This window comes from Aciduricibacillus chroicocephali, from assembly GCF_030762805.1.
GTDB lineage: Bacteria > Bacillota > Bacilli > Bacillales > Amphibacillaceae > Aciduricibacillus > Aciduricibacillus chroicocephali.
Genome location: NZ_CP129113.1, coordinates 1,169,410 through 1,188,533 on the forward strand (window position 1 = coordinate 1,169,410; position 19,124 = coordinate 1,188,533).

A 19,124-nucleotide genomic window follows, 5' to 3' on the forward strand; every position below is an offset into this window, starting at 1 on the left:
GATGCTCTTGCGTCTTGATCTGCAATTCTTTGCAGGAGAAAAAACGGAGAAAGCAACCCCGAAACGAAAACAGGATGAACGTAAAAAAGGTAAAGTGGCGAAAAGTCAGGATGTCAATACTGCCATATTGCTGCTTTTCTCTTTCCTTGGATTATTCGTTTTTGGTACCTTCATGAAAAATGGCATGCTTGATATATACAGACAGAGTTTTACTGAATACATAAAATGGGATTTGACTTCAGGGAATTTGCAAAAGATGTTTCTCACTCAGTTGATTGAAGCAGCAAAGCTAGTTGCTCCTATTATGGGTGTAGCGCTTATTGCAGGAGTAGCATCGAATTTGATGCAAGTAGGTTTTCTGTTTACAACTGAATCTCTAAAGTTCGATCTGAAAAAAATTGACCCCATTTCAGGAGCTAAGCGAATTTTCTCTGTTCGGGCGATTGTTGAGCTGTTTAAATCATTATTCAAAATAGCATTTATCGGCACTATAACTTTTTCAATCATATGGATGAATCGTGATGAAATGATGATGATGTCATTGAAGACAGTTTCATCAGCACTTGGTTTCTTTGGGCATATGGCACTGACTATGGGGTTTGCAGCAACAATCGCACTTTTGTTCCTCGCTCTTCTTGATTATATTTATCAGCGCTTTGATTACGAAAAGAACTTGCGCATGTCCAAACAGGATATTAAAGATGAATATAAGAATATTGAAGGGAATCCGCTCATAAAGCAGAAAATCCGCGAGAAACAGCAACAAATGGCGATGAGACGGATGATGTCGGAAGTACCGAATGCCGATGTCGTCATCACGAACCCGACTCACTTCGCCATTGCCATTAAATATGATGAGGATAAAGCTTCTGCCCCTTATGTTGTTGCGAAGGGAGCGGATGAAGTCGCTCTTAGAATAAAAAATATCGCCAAGGCAAATGGGGTAATGACGGTTGAGAATCGTCCGCTTGCCAGATCACTATTTGCGGCAGTCGATATAGGTGACCTTATACCGGAAGAGTTCTTCCAGGCGGTTGCCGAGGTGCTCGCGTATGTATACCGGGTTGAGAAAAAAGCGTAAGCAAGAAGGAGAATTTTTATGAAAGCACGAGATCTAGCAGTACTTATCGGTGTCATCCTAATAATTGTCATGCTCGTCGTCCCATTGCCGGGATGGCTATTGAGCATTCTGATCTTGTGCAACATTACGCTTGCCCTGATGGTTATTCTTGTGACGATGAACATGCAGGAGGCATTGCAATTCTCCATCTTTCCTTCGTTATTACTCGTTCTAACGCTGTTTCGTCTAGCTTTGAATGTCTCTACTACAAGATCTATCCTTTCAAATGGAGAAGCGGGCGGTGTAGTTGAGACATTTGGTACTTTTGTAATTGGTGGCAACCCGCTCGTCGGTTTTGTAGTCTTCATTATATTGATCATTATTCAATTCATGGTCATTACAAAAGGTTCCGAACGTGTTTCGGAAGTAGCAGCACGTTTTACCCTCGATGCCATGCCGGGAAAACAGATGAGTATCGATGCGGATTTGAATGCAGGGCTTATATCTGAACAGCAGGCAAAGGAACGGCGTGAAAAAGTTGGCAATGAAGCAGACTTTTACGGTGCCATGGATGGTGCAAGTAAATTTGTAAAAGGGGATGCTATTGCCGGCATTATTATTGTAATCATAAATATTATATTTGGTCTAATTATCGGTATGACTCAAATGGGAATGTCCTTTCAGGAAGCGATTGATACATTTATGCGTCTTACTGTAGGTGATGGCCTAGTGAGTCAAGTTCCAGCACTGCTAATTTCTACGGCAACGGGTATTATGGTAACACGTGTTGCGGCTACTGGAGGCAACTTGAGTGCAGATGTTATCGACCAACTTTTCCAGTATCCCAAAATGTTATTTATCGCAGCAGGTACAATTTTCTTGCTGGGCCTTACACCAATTAACTTCTTCCTGACAACTTCTATTGCTGGAGTACTAGCGTTTGCTGGATATATATTGCTGCAACGCTCCAAAGTGGTCGAAGAGCCGGATGAAGAATTGGAAGAGGAGGTCGAATCTTCAGCAATGAAGTCTCCAGAAAATGTAATTAGCCTTCTGAATATGGATCCAATCGAATTTGAATTCGGCTATGCACTTATCCCGCTCGTTGATGCTGATCAAGGCGGAGATCTTCTGGACCGTGTCATTATGATAAGAAGGCAGCTTGCGATTGAACTCGGTATTGTCATCCCTGTCGTAAGGATTCGCGACAATATTCAGCTGAATCCAAACGAGTATAGGTTGAAGATCAAAGGGAATGAAGTCGCCGCCGGAGAACTTCTACTCGATCATTATTTAGCAATTACCCCAGGAGGGGAAGATGATTTTATTGAAGGAATTGATACGAAAGAACCAGCGTTCGGTTTACCTGCAAAGTGGATCACTGAGGAAGTGAAGGATGAGGCAGAGTTGTCGGGGTACACCGTTGTGGATCCGCCATCTGTCGTTTCCACTCATCTTACCGAAACGATCAAACAACAGGCAGATGAATTGCTTGGACGCCAAGAAACTAAACAGCTTATCGATCACCTTCAAGAAAGCTATCCGATCCTTGTGGAGGAAGTTACACCAGACCCGCTTTCAGTGGGTGAAATTCAAAAAGTGTTGGCAAAATTGCTTAAAGAAGGTTTATCCATCCGAAACTTGCCGGTCATATTTGAAACACTTGCCGACTTTTCAAAAATGACAAATGACACAGACTTGTTGGCAGAATATGTTCGTCAATCTTTATCAGCTCAAATTACGAAGCAATATGCAAATAATGAGCATGCACTTAGTGTTGTTACGGTATCTGGAAAAGTGGAAAAGACGATTGCTGAGGGCATACAGCAGACCGAACACGGCAACTATCTCTCACTTGATCCTGAAGTGCAACAGTCCATTTTGAAGTCTATCTCCGAAGAAACCGAAAAGCTAGCAATACGGGAAGAGAATGCTGTGCTACTTTGTTCTCCGGCAGTTAGAATGTACATTAGACAACTAATTGAGAGATTCCTGCCAAATGTAGCAGTACTTTCCTACAATGAACTTGAACCAGATGTACAGGTTCAAAGCGTTGGAGTGGTGAATATCGAATGAAAATAAAAAAATATACAGCACCAACAATGCCGGAAGCGATGCAGCAGATTCGAAAAGATCTCGGCAAAGATGCAGTCATTTTGAATTCAAGAGAAATCCGAAAAGGAGGTTTTCTGGGCTTGTTCAGCAAAAAACAGCTCGAAGTAGTTGCAGCTCTTGATCCTGATGCGATTGGGCCATCGGCTAAGTCGATAAAAAAATCAGAAGGTCAAAAAGTTGTTGAACAAATGAAGTTAAGACCAGAAAATGAAGAGCTTCTTGAAGAAATTCGGCAATTAAAAAAACTTGTTAAGAATGGCTACGTATCAAATAAAGAAGAGAAGCCGATTGAAGTTATAACGGCTTTAGATTTTTTGGTTGCTCAAAATATAAATAAAGATTTTGCTGAAGAAATCGTGCAGTATGCATTAAATAATTTGGATAAAAATGAAATAAAAGATCCTAATATGATTTCCCGGGCAATCATTAGTCAAATCGAAAGTATGCTTCGACCAATTCAATCAAAGCTTCAGAAAAAAAAGTATGGTCGAATAAATTATCTTGTCGGTCCAACTGGAGCTGGGAAGACAACAACTATTGCAAAACTCGCAGCAAAGGCAATGCTTGAGCAAAAGAAGAAAGTCGCATTTATTACAGGGGATACGTACAGAATCGCTGCAATTGATCAGCTCAAAACATATGCCAAGATCTTGGAAGCTCCAGTAAAGGTAGCTTATGAGCCTTCGGAATTCACAAAAGCAGCTATCGAACTGAAAGACTACGATATTATTTTTACAGATACGGCAGGCCGTAACTTTAAGGAAAATAAGTATATTACTGAAATCAAAAAAATAATTGAATATAATCCTTCAGCAAACATCACGCTTGTCCTGCCTCTTACTGGGAAAAGTGAAGATCTTGACAATATTGCGAAGCAGTTCATGGATATACCGATAAACAGTATTTTGTTCACAAAGCTTGATGAAACAGCATCTTGTGGTTCTATATTTAATATTGTTTATGAATATGGCTGGCCTGTATCTCACATTGCAAATGGGCAGGATGTACCAGATGACCTTTTTGAACCAACCGTTTCAGAAATCAGCAAACTTATAGCAGGTGGAATGAATAATGCATGACCAGGCAGAGAATCTGCGAAAAAGAATTAAATCAAAAGAGGGAAATACTCGAACCATTTCCATTGTGAGCGGCAAGGGAGGCGTTGGCAAATCAAATTTTGCTTTGAATTTTGCTCTCGCCCTCATTCGACAAGGAAGGAAAGTCCTTGTGATCGATCTTGATATTGGAATGGGAAACATAGATGTCCTGCTTGGAAAACATTCTAATAGAAGCATTAATGATTTATTCGAAGCCGATACAACAATTGATAAATTGGTTGAAGAGGGCCCTGAAGGGCTTCAGTATATTTCGGGTGGTTCCGGTCTTGGCAATTTATTTGAATTTAACGAACAGAGGCGCAATAAATTCTTCACCGAATTTGAGCAGCTTTCCGGTCATTATGATTTTGTTATATTTGACATGGGAGCAGGTGCTACGAAAGAGAGCATAGCCTTTATTTTAGCCTCTGATGACTGTATTCTTATCTTAACACCTGAGCCTACAGCACTAACAGATGCATATGGAATGATTAAGCATATCATAAACAATTATGGAAATATGCCGATAAATATAGTGATGAATCGATCCGTTTCCGATAAAATTGGGTATAAAGCTCTAAAAGGTTTGCAGGAAGTAGCTAAACAGTTTCTCGGTAGAGACCTTTTTGGGCTTGGTATCATGCCTGAGGATTCAACTGTTCAGAAGGCGGTTATGAAGCAAATGCCCTATCTGATTTATAAGGAAAATGCAGCGGTTTCCAATGCTGTCATTAAGATAGCCGCAACTTTTCTCGGTAAACCGTCAGAGGATAGCGGTTCCTTCTTGTCAAGATTGATGCAGCTTGTGAAACAGAGAGGTGGCGGATATGGAAATCAGAGTAGTCGTAATTGATGATTCAGCTTTTATGCGCAAGATGATTTCCGAAATGCTAGAAAGTGATTCTAGAATTAAAGTTGTAGCAACTGCCAGAAGTGGAAGAGACGGAATTGAGAAGATTAAGAAGTACCAGCCTCATGTTGCTACACTTGATGTTGAAATGCCAGTAATGGATGGCATTGAGGCTCTCGAGGAGATTATGGATTCAAACCCTCTGCCGATCATCATGCTATCAAGTGTTACAACTGCTGGGGCTGCAATGACAATGCGGGCAGTTCAACTTGGTGCCATTGACTTTATCGCAAAACCTTCTGGTCCAATCTCATTGGATATTGACGAAATTAAAGATGAGCTGATAAAGAAAGTGATAGCCGCATCAAATGCTCTTGTAATGAAAAAAGAAGCAAATGTGAAAGAAATTGAAAAACAAGAAAAGCCACTAAGAGCAGCACATTTTCACCAGCCTCATGCTAGGTCTGTCGTGGCTATAGGAACATCGACGGGTGGACCAAAGGCCCTGCTTCATGTCTTGAAGGGCATTCCTGCTGATTTTCCGGCACCTATTGTAATTGTTCAACATATGCCACCTGGATTTACTAAATCTCTAGCTGAACGGCTAGATCACAGTACATCCATACATGTTAAAGAAGCTGAACACGGAGAAATTTTACAAAATGGTCATGCGTATATTGCTCCGGGTGACTATCATTTGGAAATAAAACAAGTCGGAACAGCACTTGTTAATAATCTTAATCATGACAATAAGATAAATGGCCATAGACCTTCAGTCGATGTACTGTTTGAATCCCTTGTAAATATAGGGAATGTGAACAAGCTTGCGGTTATTCTGACAGGAATGGGCAACGATGGGTCAAAAGGTATACGCAGCATGAAAAGAACAGATCCTAAAACAATTGTAATTGCTGAAGATAAAGAAACTTCTGTTGTATACGGAATGCCTAAGGCAGCAGTTTTAACGAACTGTGTTGACCATGTGGCAAAGTTACAGCAGATCAGCGAGATCATTTCAGGAGTGCTCAGGAAAAAAAGGGGGATTTAACATGGATACTGCTCAATATTTGGATATATTCATTGACGAAAGTAGAGAACATCTGGAAACAGTTTCTGAAAAATTGCTTGAATTGGAAAAAAGCCCTGACGAAAAAGGAATCATTGAAGAAATTTTCAGGGCAGCTCATACGCTGAAAGGTATGTCAGCGACAATGGGATTCACTGACCTTGCTAATTTAACTCATAAACTAGAAAACGTTTTTGATGGGATTCGTTATGACAAGATTAAAGTTGTACCTAATATGATCGATGTGTTATTCGAAGCACTTGATGATATGACGGCTATGATTGAGGACGTAGCAGAAGGTGGCGAAGGGAAGCGTGACGTCACAAACGTTGTGAATGATCTTCTTGCAATTGAAAAAGGCGAGGTGCCTGGGGAGAGAAATGAGACAGAAGATTCCTCAGTTCCCAATTCCTCTAATTCAGAGTCTCCAGTAAAGGGCAATCGACTGGACGAGTTTGAAATTACAATTCTTGGAGAATCAAAGGAGCGAGGATTCGAGAATTTCGAAATTACAGTGGAGCTTAGCGAAACTTGCTTGCTTAAAGGTGCTCGTGTCTTCATGATTTTTGAAATTCTTGAGAAGCTTGGTGAAGTTATCAAATCAAATCCTTCAGTAAGTGAATTGGAAGAAGAGAACTTTGAACAGTCATTTAATGTACTCTTTGTTACAAAACACGATAAAATTGAAATAGAAGAAAAAATAAAAAAGGTATCAGAAGTAAAAGATGTTTCCGTAAAGCTGTTTTCTCTCGAGGAATATAAGGCAGAAGCAGAAAAAATAGAGCAGGAGAAAGACAGTCAGGTTGCGGAAGCTGCTTCAAATACTGATTTATCATCAATTCAAGCGCCATCTGTACCAAAGGAAAACCTTGAACAAAAGCAGGATAAGAAAGATTCAAAGTCAGCAAAGGCAAGCCAAAGTAAAACTATCCGTGTAAATATTGAACGTCTGGATATTTTAATGAATTTATTTGAAGAGTTGCTGATTGACCGTGGACGTCTAGAACAAATTTCAGTAGATCTGAATCATGGCGATTTACAGGAGACAGTAGAAAGAATGGCACGTGTCTCTGGAGATTTGCAAAATATTATTCTCACAATGCGTATGGTACCTGTTGACCAGGTATTCAGCCGTTTCCCACGGATGATTCGTCAACTTGCACGTGATCTCAATAAAAATGTTGAGGTTCAGATCACAGGAGCTGAAACAGAGCTTGATCGCACAGTCATAGATGAAATCGGTGACCCTCTCGTTCACTTAATTCGTAATGCAATCGATCACGGTATCGAGAAGCCTGAAGAACGCCGGGCAAAAGGCAAGCCTGAAAAAGGAATTATGAAGCTGGAAGCCTACCATAGCGGGAATCATGTTTTCATTGATATATCAGATGATGGAGCAGGAATCAACAAGCATAAAGTTTTAGATAAGGCGATTAAGAATGGCGTAGTTACTCCTGAACAAGGTTTGAGCATGACTGATCAGCAAATCTATCAGCTTATTATGTCCAGTGGCTTCTCTACAGCGGAAACAATTTCCGATGTTTCAGGAAGAGGTGTCGGACTTGATGTAGTTAAGAATACAATTGAATCTCTTGGCGGAAGTATTTCGATTGATTCAGAAGAAGACAAGGGCTCAGTTTTCTCAATTCAGCTTCCACTCACCCTGTCAATCATTTCTGCTTTGCTCGTCGAACTAAGAGAAGAAAAGTATGCAATTCCGCTTTCATCAATTATTGAAACTGCAATCATTCATAAAGACCAGATCTTCCATGCGCATAGCAAGAAGGTTATTGATATCCGGGGCAAAGTAATTCCTCTTGTTTACCTTAGCGATATTTTTGAAGTTCCAAAAAATGAAGCAGAAGAAAGTGATTATACTTCTGTTGTCATCGTCAAAAAGGGAGAAAAGATTGCCGGACTTGTCGTTGACTCATTCATTGGTCAACAGGAAGTTGTTCTTAAATCTCTTGGCGACTACTTGTCCAGTACATTTGCTATTTCCGGTGCAACCATACTTGGTGACGGGCAGGTCGCTTTGATTGTCGATACAAATGCTTTGGTTAAATAACTTTTCAGCAAGGGAGGAAGAGAAATGACAACAGTTCAAGAAAGAAAAGTGATTGTTTTTAACCTGAACGGTGAGGAGTATGCTGTTCCGGTACAAAGTGTAGGCTCAATTGAACGAATGATGCAGATTACACGTGTTCCAAAAGCGGAACATTTTATTAAAGGTGTCATAAATCTTAAAGGGGTTGTAACTCCGATAGTTGATTTAAGACTGCGTTTTGGTACAGAAAAACGGGAATATGATGACTCTACCCGAATCATTATCGTTTACTATCGGGACATGGAAATTGGTCTCGTAGTGGACGGAGCTAATGATGTAATTGACATATCTGTAAACGACATTGAACCACCTCCAGAAGTGATCAATACGGTTCATGCTGACTATATTGAAGGTGTAGTCAAGCTAGGTAATCGTCTACTAGTCCTTCTTGATTTGGAGAAAGTTCTTGATAAAAAGGAATTCGACTTTATGAAAATGGATGCATGACATGCAGATTGAAAAATTAACAAGTGTTCAGCTTGATGTTTTGCGTGAAATTGGCAATATTGGGGCAGGTAACGCGGCTACATCCATGTCTCTCTTGACCAACCAGAAGGTGGATATGGATGTTCCAGTCGTGCAGCTTATACCTTTTGGCCAGGTCATGGAGCTGATTGGAGGGGCAGATGAATTAGTAGTTGCAATTTATCTGCGGATACTCGGGGAGGCACCAGGTACCGTCTATTTTATTATGTCACTGGCAGAAGCCGAACAGCTTGTAAGGCAAATTATTCATGATAATTCATTCACTTTGGGAATGGAAGAAGAAATTGATGATTTCGCTATTTCCGCTTTAATGGAAGCAGGCAATATTTTGACCGGTTCTTATCTTTCGGCTTTATCTGATTTCATCAACATTAATATGCAGCCCTCCATTCCAAATCTGGCAATCGATATGGCTGGGGCTATACTCTCAGTCGGTTTGATTGAGCTTTCAAATGTAACGGACTATGCAATAGTAATTGATACAAGAATGAATAACGATGAGGACCGGAACAGATTTAAAGGTCACTTTTTCTTACTGCCGGATACGGAAACTGTGCCCAAAATATTCAATGCGCTTGGTATAGATTATTATGAGTAGTACGAAGCAGGTTGTAAAGGTTGGTATAGCAGACCTGAATATTACAACCGCACCGCATTCAATCCGTACGTCAGGGCTCGGTTCTTGTGTCGGCTGTGTCATTTATGACCCAGTTCGAAAAATTGCAGGGCTCGCTCATATTATGCTGCCGGATTCAAGCCTTTCCAGACAGACGAAAATGAATGATTTTAAATATGCAGATACTGCACTTCCCATTCTTGTAGATCAGTTAGTTTCAGCAGGTGCAAGAAAAACGGCTCTGAAGGCAAAAATAGCGGGCGGTGCTCAGATGTTCAAATTCAATTCTCAGTCTGACATGATGCGGATTGGCCCACGAAACACGGAAGCGGTCATCTGTGAATTAAAAAAAATGGGTATTCCGCTTATTGCCTCAGATACCGGAGGAAATTGCGGACGCACAATCGAATTTTTTGCGGAAACTGGAGATTTGCATATTAGAACAGTAAGTAAAGGGGAATCCATTCTATAGCAGTAAAATTTAACTGCATTTAGCTGGGAGGCGAATCATATCGTGACTGTTAACAATACTTCCAAAGAAGCAAAGCTATGGCAGGACTGGCTGGAACATCGCGACCATGAGGCAGCCAATCAGCTGATAGAGCAATATATGTACTTGGTCAATTATCAGGTGGAGCGGATTTGGAGCACACTGCCAAGCAATGTTTCTAAAGATGACTTGAAAAGCTTTGGACTTCTTGGTTTATTTGATGCTTTAAAAAAATTCGAACCGAATCGAAATCTGAAGTTTGATACGTATGCTTCATTTAGAGTACGGGGAGCGATTATAGATGGTCTGCGTAAAGAAGACTGGCTCCCGCGCTCAATACGTGACAAATCCAAAAAAATTGATCAGGCGATACAGCTGCTTGAACAGAAGCTTCAGCGGGCCCCTTCCTCAGCAGAAATTTCGGCAGAGACAGGACTTGATTCAGATGAGGTTGAGACAATTATTAAGGATTCATTGTTCTCAAACGTCTGGTCACTTGAAGAAAAGCCGAATGAAGGAGAAGAAGCATCCAAAGAAGGTGTCGGCTATTTACTTGAAGACGAAACCGCTGTCTCTCCGGACGAAAGACTTTTAAAGACGGAACTTCAGAAAGAACTTGCCGAGGGAATCGGCAGTTTGAATGAGAATGAACAACTGGTAATTAGCCTGTTTTATCAAGAAGAACTTACTTTTACGGAAGTTGGTCATATTCTTGGTTTAACGACATCCAGAATATCGCAAATACACAAAAAGGCAATATTCAAGTTGCGGACATCCCTAGAGAAAATCCAGGCCATGGCTTAATCAAACCGCTAAATGCAAAAGGGGGAAAGACATGGACTCAATAGAGAAGCAATTGCTGCTCAAAATCTCAGAGGACCAGATGGAAGCGACTTTGCATTGTACAAATGGATGGAGTGGTGAACCTGTCGATGAGACTGCTTTAAAACATTTCATTGTCAAAGAGGGCATTCGAACGGGCATCATTAAAGATGCAATTGATCAAGTGGTCGCTGGGACATCTATAGAGGTTTTTCCACTCCTAATAGCTAAAGGGGAAGCTCCTGTTCATGGTAAAGATGCAGAAATTGAATATTTCTTCGAGACAAGCAGCGAAGGACTTAAGGAAACTGAAGAATACGATTTTCGTGAAGTTATGAAAATTCCTTCTGTGCAAAAAGGGACAAAACTTGCAGTTATTCATCCACCTGACCTTGGAAAACCCGGAGAAGATGTGCTGGGTAACATGGTTCAAGCAGATAATGGTAAAGAGGCAGTCATCAAAGCTGGTAGAAATGTTTATTTCAATATTGAAGAGCAAGCTTTCTATGCATGTGATTCAGGTCAAGCAAGCGTTCATGATGACAAGCTTCATGTTTACTCTGTTTATGAAATTAAAGAGAGTGTTTCCATGAAAACAGGGAATGTTCAATTTGCCGGATCTGTCGTTATTCATGGAGATGTACCATCAGGATTCAGAGTGACTGCAAATGGTGATGTCAAAGTGTTCGGAATGGTAGAAGCTGCGACAATTACAGCGAATGGATCAATTTTTATCGCTGAAGGCCTTTCTGGTATGAAAAAAGGTTTCATTCGAGCTGGTAAAGACGTACATCTTGGATACATAAATCAGGGCACAGTTCTTGCTGGTCGGGATATTACGGTTGTAAACTCGATTTTGCATAGTCATTGTACAGCATCTGGAAAAATTGAAAGTCGAAATGGTAACATTATCGGAGGAAGTGCCTCAGCAGCAAGTCTAATTAAGGCTAAAGAATTTGGTAATCGGCATAATACGAGAACTGACTTACATTTCGGTCTTGATGAAGAAAACGAACGCCGTCTCGAAGAATATGAAAAGAGAGAAAAAGCTTTGCATGAAGAGCGGGAAAAACTATCGGCTCTCGGTAAGCAAATCGAAGAACGAGACTATCAGAATAACATCCGCCTGAGGATTGCGCATTTACGTCAGAGAAATAAATATTTGCAAATTACGAAAGAACTTGAAAGCATAACAATTCAAATCAGGCAGCTTGAAGACCTTGCAGGAAAAGAACATGACGCCAGTTTAATTGCAAGCGAGGCGATTTATTCAAACAGCGTCATCTCATTTGGAAAATATAAGAAGCAAGTTGATAAAGATTATGGACCGATTAGTGTTGTTCTCGATCAGAATGAAATTTATTTCCGGCCGCTTGGATGATAAGCAGGACCGAGTATGCTTGAGGTGAACAGTTTGACTTCAATGTTATTTATGGTCAGTTTTTTGCTGCATATTATCGCTTTATCAGCAATTTATATGCTGTTTAAAGAATTGCAAAAGCTGAAGTCGACTACATATATTGAGGAAATTGATGAGCTAATGACAACGTATCTTGAAGAACTGCGAGAGGAAAATGCCAGGCTTGAGGATAGAATCGTCAAAAGTGAACAAATAAAAGCAGTACAAAAAGCTTTGAAAAATGACCAGAAACATTCTGAGGATGATAATAACGAGAAAGAAGAACTGGAGAATCAAAATGTGAATTCATCTGATAAACAGTCTTCTGTCTTTGCAGAAATGCTCTCAAATGAAGAAAAGCGCCATGAATTAGAGCAGGAACCGTTCGACCTGCAAATTGAGTCAGGCGATGCTATTGAAGACAGTTATACAGCTTCCCTGCAATCCCGCATTTTGTTGCTAGCTGAACAAGGGTTCAGCCAAAACGAAATTGCAAAGAAACTTGATTGTGGAGAAACAGAAGTGAATCTTGTAATAAAAATGCATAAACGTAATGGAAAAGGTTGAATATAATATTTAACTGTGCTATATTTACATATGGTTAAAAGCGCAGTAGTCAAAAGTCTGCTGTCAACCACACACGCCTGGCGATCGGGATGAGTTGGTGCCGTATGATTCATACGGTTCTTGTTCAGAAAGGACCTTGGCGGAGGATTAAAAACCATTTGGAGGGAAATAACCATGTCAGTAATTTCTATGAAGCAACTGCTAGAAGCTGGTGTACATTTCGGTCACCAGACACGCCGTTGGAACCCTAAGATGAAGAAATACATCTTCACTGAGCGTAACGGTATTTACATCATTGATTTGCAAAAAACAGTCAAAAAACTTGACGAAGCGTATAACTTTGTCCGTGATCTAGCTGCTAATGGCGGCTCTGTATTGTTTGTCGGAACAAAGAAGCAAGCTCAAGATTCTGTTCGTGACGAAGCAACTCGCTCAGGCATGTTCTTCGTGAACCAGCGCTGGTTGGGTGGAACTTTGACTAACTTCCAGACAATCCGTAAGCGTGTTCGTCGTCTTAAAGATATCGAACGTATGGAAGAAGATGGAACTTTCGAAGTTCTTCCTAAGAAAGAAGTTGTAGAGCTTAATAAAGAAAAAGATCGTCTTGTTAAATTCCTTGGTGGTATTAAGGATATGGATCGTCTTCCAGATGCCTTGTTCGTAATTGATCCACGTAAAGAACGCATTGCGATTGCAGAAGCACACAAGTTGAATATTCCGATCATCGCCATGGTTGATACAAACTGTGACCCGGATGAAATCGACTATGTAATCCCTGCAAACGATGACGCTATTCGTGCTGTAAAGCTTCTTACTTCTAAGATGGCTGATGCAATCATCGAAGTAAAACAGGGTGAAGAAAACGAAGAAGCTCCAGAGCAGGAAGAAACTGCACCTGAAGCTGAAACTGCTGACCAAGCGTAAACTATTAGCAAGCACAGGTGATAAGGGGAAAACCTTTTATCACCTTTTTTTAAGAAATTTTATCGAAAAAATCTCATAATATTTGGAGGCGTTAACGTGGCTATTACTGCAAAAATGGTTAAAGAATTGCGTGAACAGACTGGCGCAGGCATGATGGATTGCAAAAAAGCATTGACTGAAACTAACGGAGATATGGAAAAAGCAGTAGATTATCTTCGTGAAAACGGTATTGCAAAAGCAGCTAAAAAAGCTGGCCGTATTGCAGCTGAAGGTTCAACATATATTACTACAGAAGGTAATACAGCAGTGTTGATCGAAGTTAACTGTGAAACAGACTTTGTTACTAAAAATGATCAGTTCAAGCAGCTTCTTGAGGATCTTGGTAAGCACCTTGTTTCACAAAAGCCGGCTGATCTTGAAACAGCCCTATCCCAGAAATTGAACGGTAGTGATGAGACTGTTGAAACATACATCAACGCTATCGTCGCGAAAATTGGTGAAAAGATTTCTCTACGTCGTTTTGCAATTGTTGATAAAACAGATAATGATGCATTCGGCGCATACTTGCATATGGGCGGACGTATCGGTGTACTTGCTCTTCTTGAAGGAACAACTGACGAAGCTGTTGCCAAAGATGTCGCAATGCATATCGCTGCAGTAAACCCTCGTTATGTTTCACGTGACGAAGTTTCATCTGAAGAGGTCGATCGTGAGCGTGAAGTATTGAAAGCACAAGCACTAAATGAAGGCAAGCCTGAGAAAATTGTAGAAAAAATGGTTGAAGGCCGCCTTGGCAAATTCTTCGAGGATATTTGCTTGCTTGAGCAGAGCTTCGTTAAGGATCCAGATATGAAAGTTAAGCAGTTTGTTTCTGATAAAGGCGCAACTGTAAAATCATTCGTTCGTTATGAAGTTGGCGAAGGTATGGAAAAACGCGAAGAAAACTTTGCTGAAGAAGTTATGAGCCAAATCAAAAAATAAATAGTTTGACGCCAAATAGGGAACGATAAAGTTCCCTATTTGACTGTCAGCACTTAAATCATAGGTTGTAAAGAGCAAACTGAATCAATTTCATGGAGGTCATTATGGCACAGGCAAGGTACCAGAGAATCGTACTAAAATTAAGCGGTGAAGCGCTAAGTGGTGAGCAAGGATATGGAATTGACCCGAAAGTCATCCAATCCATTGCAGAACAGGTAAAAGAAGTGGCTGAACTAGGTGTTGAAGTCGCAATTGTAGTTGGTGGCGGAAACATTTGGAGAGGTAAAGTCGGCAGCGAAATGGGCATGGATCGCGCGACAGCGGATTACATGGGCATGCTTGCCACAATTATGAATTCTTTGGCACTTCAAGATGCCCTGGAAACAATTGAGATTCCAACAAGGGTCCAGACTTCCATAGAAATGCGCCAGGTTGCCGAGCCATACATAAGAAGAAAGGCAATTCGCCATCTTGAGAAGAAGCGGGTTGTTATCTTCGCTGCAGGAACCGGTAACCCATATTTCTCTACCGATACAACAGCTGCATTGCGTGCTGCTGAAATTGAGGCAGAGGTTATTCTGATGGCGAAGAACAATGTCGATGGGGTTTACTCAGACGATCCAAAGCTGAACAAAAACGCAACGAAATATGATATTCTATCTTATATGGACATGCTGAATGAAGGGCTTGGTGTCATGGATTCGACAGCTTCTTCTCTATGCATGGACAACGATATTCCACTAATTGTATTCTCGATTACTGAAGAAGGCAATATCAAAAAGGTTGTTCTTGGAGAATCAATTGGAACTACAATAAGGGGGAAGTAAAATGACTAATGCGATTATCAAAGACATGGACGGTAAAATGGAAAAAGCAATTCAGGCTTTTTCAAGAAATTTGGCTACAGTCCGAGCTGGTCGTGCCAACCCAAGTATCTTGGACAGCGTATATGTCGATTACTATGGAGCAAACACACCGCTTAACCAGTTGGCTACAGTTGGTGCTCCTGAGGCAAGGTTGCTTGTAATCACCCCGTTCGACAAGACTGCAATTGGTGATATTGAAAAAGCAATCCAGAAAGCAGATTTAGGACTTTCACCTTCAAGTGATGGTAATGTGATTCGTATTAACATTCCAGCACTTACTGAGGATCGTCGTAAAGATCTTGTAAAAGTTGTAGGCAAATTTGCTGAAGAGGCACGTGTACAAGTTCGTAACATTCGTCGTGACGCAAATGATCAGTTAAAGAAAGCTGAAAAAGACGGCGAAATTACAGAAGACGAATTGAGAAATGAGCAGGAGGAAGTCCAAAAAGGGACGGACAAAGCGATCAAGGATGTTGATCGTCTTGCTAAAGAAAAGGAAGAAGAAATTCTAGAAGTTTGAGTCTTTCCTTCTCTTGAAGGTTCTCTAACCTAAAGATTATACATTTTTTTACAAAAACCCTCTTTATCGGAAAGAGGGTTTTTGTTTTAAATTTCATATTGACCATATTTTAATGATATAATGGGGATTCAGTAAGAACCGCCATTTTGCCTTCTGAAAGAGTGGCAATGGAACAGCATATCGACTCGGAGGACCAAACGATGTCAATTAGAATTCCCTTTTTTAATACAAAAAACAAAGCATCTGAGCAGCCGAGCGAGCTGGAAAATGTTCCGCAGCATGTTGCTATAATTATGGATGGTAATGGCCGCTGGGCTAAGAAGAGAGGCTTACCAAGAATAGCAGGACATAGAGAAGGCATGAACACCGTAAAAAAGATTGTTAAAGCGGCTACCCGTTACAATATCAAAGTTTTGACTCTCTATGCTTTCTCCACAGAAAATTGGAAACGCCCAAAATCGGAAGTTGAATTCCTATTAAAGCTTCCAAAAGATTTCATGCAAATTTATTTGCCGGAAATGATCGAGAACAATGTTAGAATCGAAACAATTGGCGAATTTGATTCACTGCCTGTTCATACGAGAGAAGCAATCCAAAATGGAATTGAGCAGACGAAGAATAACGATGGCCTATTGCTCAACTTTGCACTTAACTATGGAAGCAGAAATGAAATTATGCGAGCCGTTAAGGCGTTCGCTGAGGATGCGTGTGAAAGAAATATCCCTTTGGATGAACTTTCAGAGTCTATGTTTTCAGAGTACTTGTATACGAAAAGTACGCCCGATCCTGATCTTGTAATCCGGACAAGTGGGGAGAAGAGACTAAGTAATTTCCTGCTTTGGCAGGCTGCTTATGCAGAATTATGGTTTACAGAAGAATTATGGCCTGATTTTAGCGAAGAAACATTTACACGGGCCTTGCTTGATTATCAACAGAGAAAAAGACGTTATGGAGGCATTTAGGAGGCTTTCTTCAATGAAACAAAGAATTATTACTGCAATAATTGCACTTATCGTTGTCATTCCATTTCTAATATATGGTAGGTGGCCGTTTGTATTATTCGGCTTTCTCTTGGCGACAATTGGACTGTATGAACTGATTGCTATGCGAAAGCTCTCACAATTTGCCATTCCAGGTATTTTTGCGGTCCTTCTATTATGGACAATTCTTGCCAGGTTTGATGGCGATGTAGTGCCGTATATATCTATGAGCAAATTAGAAGGGGCAGGTCTTTTTATCCTTCTTCTTCTGGCTTACACTGTGTTTTCGAAGAACAAATTCACCTTTGAAGACGCTGGGTTCCTAGCAGTGTCTGCTTTTTATGTTGGAATGGGTTTTTATTACTTGATTGAAGCCCGGCTGTATGGTTTGGATTATCTGCTGTTCATATTCTTTATTATATGGGCGACTGACTCGGGAGCATACTTTGTCGGAAGGTCGCTTGGTAAAAGAAAACTTTGGCCGGTGATTAGTCCTAACAAGACGATTGAGGGAGCAATTGGCGGAATTGTTATCGCACTTATTGTTGCGGTTGTATTCCAGCTTGTTCATCCGTTCGATTATTCAATTATAAGTATTATTTTTATCGCCTTGCTTATTTCTGTTGCCGGACAGGTTGGCGATCTTGTCGAATCTGCTTTCAAGCGCCATTATGGTGTTAAAGATTCAGGTAAGCTTCTTCCGGGGCATGGAGGCATTCTTGATAGGCTTGACAGTATGATTTTTGTGTTGCCTTTCTTGCATTTCATCCATTTCATCCATTAAAATGAACATATTTTCCTTAAGAGTTTAATACATTTGGTTCATGATAATCAACAATTGGGCATGAACCGAATGCCGGGCAGCCTCATCATTAAATAAAAGGAAGTGCTTTATTTGACAACTGTCATTGCGTTTATTTTCATGTTTGGGCTGCTCGTGTTTATCCATGAGTTTGGCCATCTCATTTTTGCAAAAAGAGCAGGAATGTTGGCAAGAGAGTTCGCAATTGGTTTCGGACCAAAAATATTCTCATTTGTAAAAAATGAAACTCTGTATACAATCCGGCTCTTGCCTGTCGGAGGTTATGTAAGAGTTGCCGGTGAGGATCCAGAAATTCAGGATTTGAATCCTGGTCAGCATATCGGTCTTGAATTTAACGGTGAAGGCAAAGTCTCTAAAATTATTGTTAACAATAAAGCGAAGCACCCATATGCCCGAGTTATTGAAGTTGAACGTGCAGACTTGGATCATGACTTAGTAATTGAAGGTTATGAACCTGAAGAGCATGGTGAAAGACTTGTCTTCCCGGTCGATCGTAAAGCTGTTTATGTACAGGATGAAAAAGAGACACAGATTGCTCCTTATGACAGACAATTCGCTTCAAAGACAAAGCGTCAGCGGGCGATGCAGCTGTTTGCCGGTCCAATGATGAACTTCCTTCTTGCAATAGTTCTTTTTATTGTGCTTGGCATCATTCAAGGAGTTCCTTCAGACACTGCTAAAATAGCGAATATCCGTGAAGGAAGCCCTGCTGAACAAGCTGGTCTTGTTAACGGAGATCAAATTGTTCAAATTAATAACAAGCACATTAAAAGCTTTGAGCAGATGGCTCTTTATATTCAGGAACACCCAGGTGAAGAGCTGGATCTTACCGTAAAGAGAGACGGCGGTTCCAAGCAATTTACACTTGTTCCGGACAAGGTTAAAGTCGAAGGGCAAGAGATCGGACGTATCGGTGTAAGCCAAGCGATGGAAAAGTCCTTTACTGGCACATTCACATATGGGTTTGAGAAGACGTATTCAACTACCAAACTTATATTGACCAACCTTTTCATGCTTGTTACTGGACAGTATTCCATTGATATGCTCTCAGGGCCTGTTGGAATCTATGATATAACCGATCAGGTCGTACAGACAGGTTTCAATAACTTCCTATTATGGACAGCCATGCTTAGCGTAAATCTTGGTATCGTGAACCTTGTGCCGCTCCCGGCACTTGATGGCGGGCGCCTTCTTTTCATTCTCATTGAAGCAGTGCGCGGCAAACCACTTGATCCACAAAAAGAAGGCATATTCCACTTTGTCGGATTTGCATTGCTAATGCTGCTTATGATTGTTGTAACTTGGAACGATATACAAAGATTATTTATGTAGCTTTCTGTGTAGAGCCCTTGTCG

Annotated in this window: 19 protein-coding genes; all 19 read left to right on the forward strand. The window is 40.7% G+C overall.

Annotated elements, in window-relative coordinates; genetic code table 11:
- Position 1 precedes the first annotated feature (1 nt).
- The 19 genes from flhB (at position 2) to rseP (ending at position 19,101) form a co-directional block, all read left to right on the forward strand.
- Positions 2–1,081: a flagellar biosynthesis protein FlhB gene (gene flhB / locus QR721_RS06120; protein WP_348029795.1), complete on the forward strand. Its 1,080-nt coding sequence runs from the start codon at positions 2–4 to the stop codon at positions 1,079–1,081.
- An 18-nt stretch (positions 1,082–1,099) separates the two neighbouring features.
- Positions 1,100–3,136: a flagellar biosynthesis protein FlhA gene (gene flhA / locus QR721_RS06125; RefSeq protein ID WP_348029571.1), complete on the forward strand. Its 2,037-nt coding sequence runs from the start codon at positions 1,100–1,102 to the stop codon at positions 3,134–3,136.
- Positions 3,133–4,254: a flagellar biosynthesis GTPase FlhF gene (gene flhF, locus QR721_RS06130; RefSeq protein ID WP_348029572.1), complete on the forward strand. Its 1,122-nt coding sequence runs from the start codon at positions 3,133–3,135 to the stop codon at positions 4,252–4,254. The genes flhA and flhF overlap by 4 nt, the downstream gene beginning before the upstream one ends.
- Positions 4,247–5,125 (forward strand): MinD/ParA family protein, encoded by an 879-nt coding sequence (locus tag QR721_RS06135; RefSeq protein ID WP_348029573.1) that lies wholly within the window; start codon positions 4,247–4,249, stop codon positions 5,123–5,125. Before flhF ends, QR721_RS06135 begins: the two co-directional genes overlap by 8 nt.
- A complete protein-coding gene (locus QR721_RS06140; RefSeq protein WP_348029574.1) occupies positions 5,100–6,170 on the forward strand; it encodes a protein-glutamate methylesterase/protein-glutamine glutaminase in 1,071 nt (356 codons plus the stop codon). Before QR721_RS06135 ends, QR721_RS06140 begins: the two co-directional genes overlap by 26 nt.
- Position 6,171: 1 nt before the next feature.
- On the forward strand, positions 6,172–8,256 hold the full coding sequence (locus QR721_RS06145; protein WP_348029575.1) for a chemotaxis protein CheA: 2,085 nt from the start codon (positions 6,172–6,174) through the stop codon (positions 8,254–8,256).
- A gap of 24 nt (positions 8,257–8,280) precedes the next feature.
- Positions 8,281–8,742: a chemotaxis protein CheW gene (locus QR721_RS06150; RefSeq protein ID WP_348029576.1), complete on the forward strand. Its 462-nt coding sequence runs from the start codon at positions 8,281–8,283 to the stop codon at positions 8,740–8,742.
- Position 8,743: 1 nt separating this feature from the next.
- On the forward strand, positions 8,744–9,379 hold the full coding sequence (locus QR721_RS06155; RefSeq protein WP_348029577.1) for a chemotaxis protein CheC: 636 nt from the start codon (positions 8,744–8,746) through the stop codon (positions 9,377–9,379).
- Positions 9,372–9,869 (forward strand): chemotaxis protein CheD, encoded by a 498-nt coding sequence (locus QR721_RS06160; protein WP_348029578.1) that lies wholly within the window; start codon positions 9,372–9,374, stop codon positions 9,867–9,869. The genes QR721_RS06155 and QR721_RS06160 overlap by 8 nt, the downstream gene beginning before the upstream one ends.
- A 42-nt stretch (positions 9,870–9,911) precedes the next feature.
- Positions 9,912–10,691 carry a FliA/WhiG family RNA polymerase sigma factor gene (locus QR721_RS06165; RefSeq protein WP_348029579.1) on the forward strand — a complete coding sequence of 260 codons (780 nt, stop codon included), beginning with the start codon at positions 9,912–9,914 and terminating at the stop codon, positions 10,689–10,691.
- A 31-nt stretch (positions 10,692–10,722) separates the two neighbouring features.
- Complete coding sequence (locus QR721_RS06170; protein WP_348029580.1) at positions 10,723–12,090, forward strand: flagellar assembly protein A; 1,368 nt, start codon at positions 10,723–10,725, stop codon at positions 12,088–12,090.
- 15 nt (positions 12,091–12,105) lie between these two features.
- Positions 12,106–12,675 (forward strand): DUF6115 domain-containing protein, encoded by a 570-nt coding sequence (locus QR721_RS06175; RefSeq protein WP_348029581.1) that lies wholly within the window; start codon positions 12,106–12,108, stop codon positions 12,673–12,675.
- Between the two features lie 174 nt (positions 12,676–12,849).
- Positions 12,850–13,599, forward strand: coding sequence for a 30S ribosomal protein S2 (gene rpsB, locus QR721_RS06180; protein WP_348029582.1), 750 nt, complete (start codon positions 12,850–12,852; stop codon positions 13,597–13,599).
- Between the two features lie 96 nt (positions 13,600–13,695).
- A complete protein-coding gene (tsf, locus tag QR721_RS06185) occupies positions 13,696–14,580 on the forward strand; it encodes a translation elongation factor Ts (RefSeq protein WP_348029583.1) in 885 nt (294 codons plus the stop codon).
- A gap of 104 nt (positions 14,581–14,684) precedes the next feature.
- Positions 14,685–15,407, forward strand: a complete 723-nt coding sequence (gene pyrH, locus QR721_RS06190; RefSeq protein ID WP_348029584.1) for a UMP kinase — start codon at positions 14,685–14,687, stop codon at positions 15,405–15,407.
- 1 nt (position 15,408) lies between these two features.
- Positions 15,409–15,966, forward strand: a complete 558-nt coding sequence (frr, locus tag QR721_RS06195; protein ID WP_348029585.1) for a ribosome recycling factor — start codon at positions 15,409–15,411, stop codon at positions 15,964–15,966.
- A gap of 200 nt (positions 15,967–16,166) precedes the next feature.
- On the forward strand, positions 16,167–16,928 hold the full coding sequence (uppS, locus tag QR721_RS06200) for an undecaprenyl pyrophosphate synthase (protein ID WP_348029586.1): 762 nt from the start codon (positions 16,167–16,169) through the stop codon (positions 16,926–16,928).
- Positions 16,929–16,941: 13 nt separating this feature from the next.
- On the forward strand, positions 16,942–17,730 hold the full coding sequence (locus QR721_RS06205; RefSeq protein ID WP_348029587.1) for a phosphatidate cytidylyltransferase: 789 nt from the start codon (positions 16,942–16,944) through the stop codon (positions 17,728–17,730).
- Between the two features lie 111 nt (positions 17,731–17,841).
- The gene (gene rseP, locus QR721_RS06210) at positions 17,842–19,101 is read left to right on the forward strand and encodes an RIP metalloprotease RseP (protein ID WP_348029588.1); all 1,260 of its coding nucleotides are present in this window, start codon (positions 17,842–17,844) and stop codon (positions 19,099–19,101) included.
- Positions 19,102–19,124 lie beyond the last annotated feature (23 nt).

Coding starts and splice junctions, on each gene's coding strand:
- flhB (WP_348029795.1), top strand. CDS start 2: ATGCTCTTGCGTCTTGATCTGCAATTCTTTGCAGGAGAAAAAACGGAG.
- flhA (WP_348029571.1), top strand. CDS start 1,100: ATGAAAGCACGAGATCTAGCAGTACTTATCGGTGTCATCCTAATAATT.
- flhF (WP_348029572.1), top strand. CDS start 3,133: ATGAAAATAAAAAAATATACAGCACCAACAATGCCGGAAGCGATGCAG.
- QR721_RS06135 (WP_348029573.1), top strand. CDS start 4,247: ATGCATGACCAGGCAGAGAATCTGCGAAAAAGAATTAAATCAAAAGAG.
- QR721_RS06140 (WP_348029574.1), top strand. CDS start 5,100: ATGGAAATCAGAGTAGTCGTAATTGATGATTCAGCTTTTATGCGCAAG.
- QR721_RS06145 (WP_348029575.1), top strand. CDS start 6,172: ATGGATACTGCTCAATATTTGGATATATTCATTGACGAAAGTAGAGAA.
- QR721_RS06150 (WP_348029576.1), top strand. CDS start 8,281: ATGACAACAGTTCAAGAAAGAAAAGTGATTGTTTTTAACCTGAACGGT.
- QR721_RS06155 (WP_348029577.1), top strand. CDS start 8,744: ATGCAGATTGAAAAATTAACAAGTGTTCAGCTTGATGTTTTGCGTGAA.
- QR721_RS06160 (WP_348029578.1), top strand. CDS start 9,372: ATGAGTAGTACGAAGCAGGTTGTAAAGGTTGGTATAGCAGACCTGAAT.
- QR721_RS06170 (WP_348029580.1), top strand. CDS start 10,723: ATGGACTCAATAGAGAAGCAATTGCTGCTCAAAATCTCAGAGGACCAG.
- QR721_RS06175 (WP_348029581.1), top strand. CDS start 12,106: ATGCTTGAGGTGAACAGTTTGACTTCAATGTTATTTATGGTCAGTTTT.
- rpsB (WP_348029582.1), top strand. CDS start 12,850: ATGTCAGTAATTTCTATGAAGCAACTGCTAGAAGCTGGTGTACATTTC.
- pyrH (WP_348029584.1), top strand. CDS start 14,685: ATGGCACAGGCAAGGTACCAGAGAATCGTACTAAAATTAAGCGGTGAA.
- frr (WP_348029585.1), top strand. CDS start 15,409: ATGACTAATGCGATTATCAAAGACATGGACGGTAAAATGGAAAAAGCA.
- uppS (WP_348029586.1), top strand. CDS start 16,167: ATGTCAATTAGAATTCCCTTTTTTAATACAAAAAACAAAGCATCTGAG.
- QR721_RS06205 (WP_348029587.1), top strand. CDS start 16,942: ATGAAACAAAGAATTATTACTGCAATAATTGCACTTATCGTTGTCATT.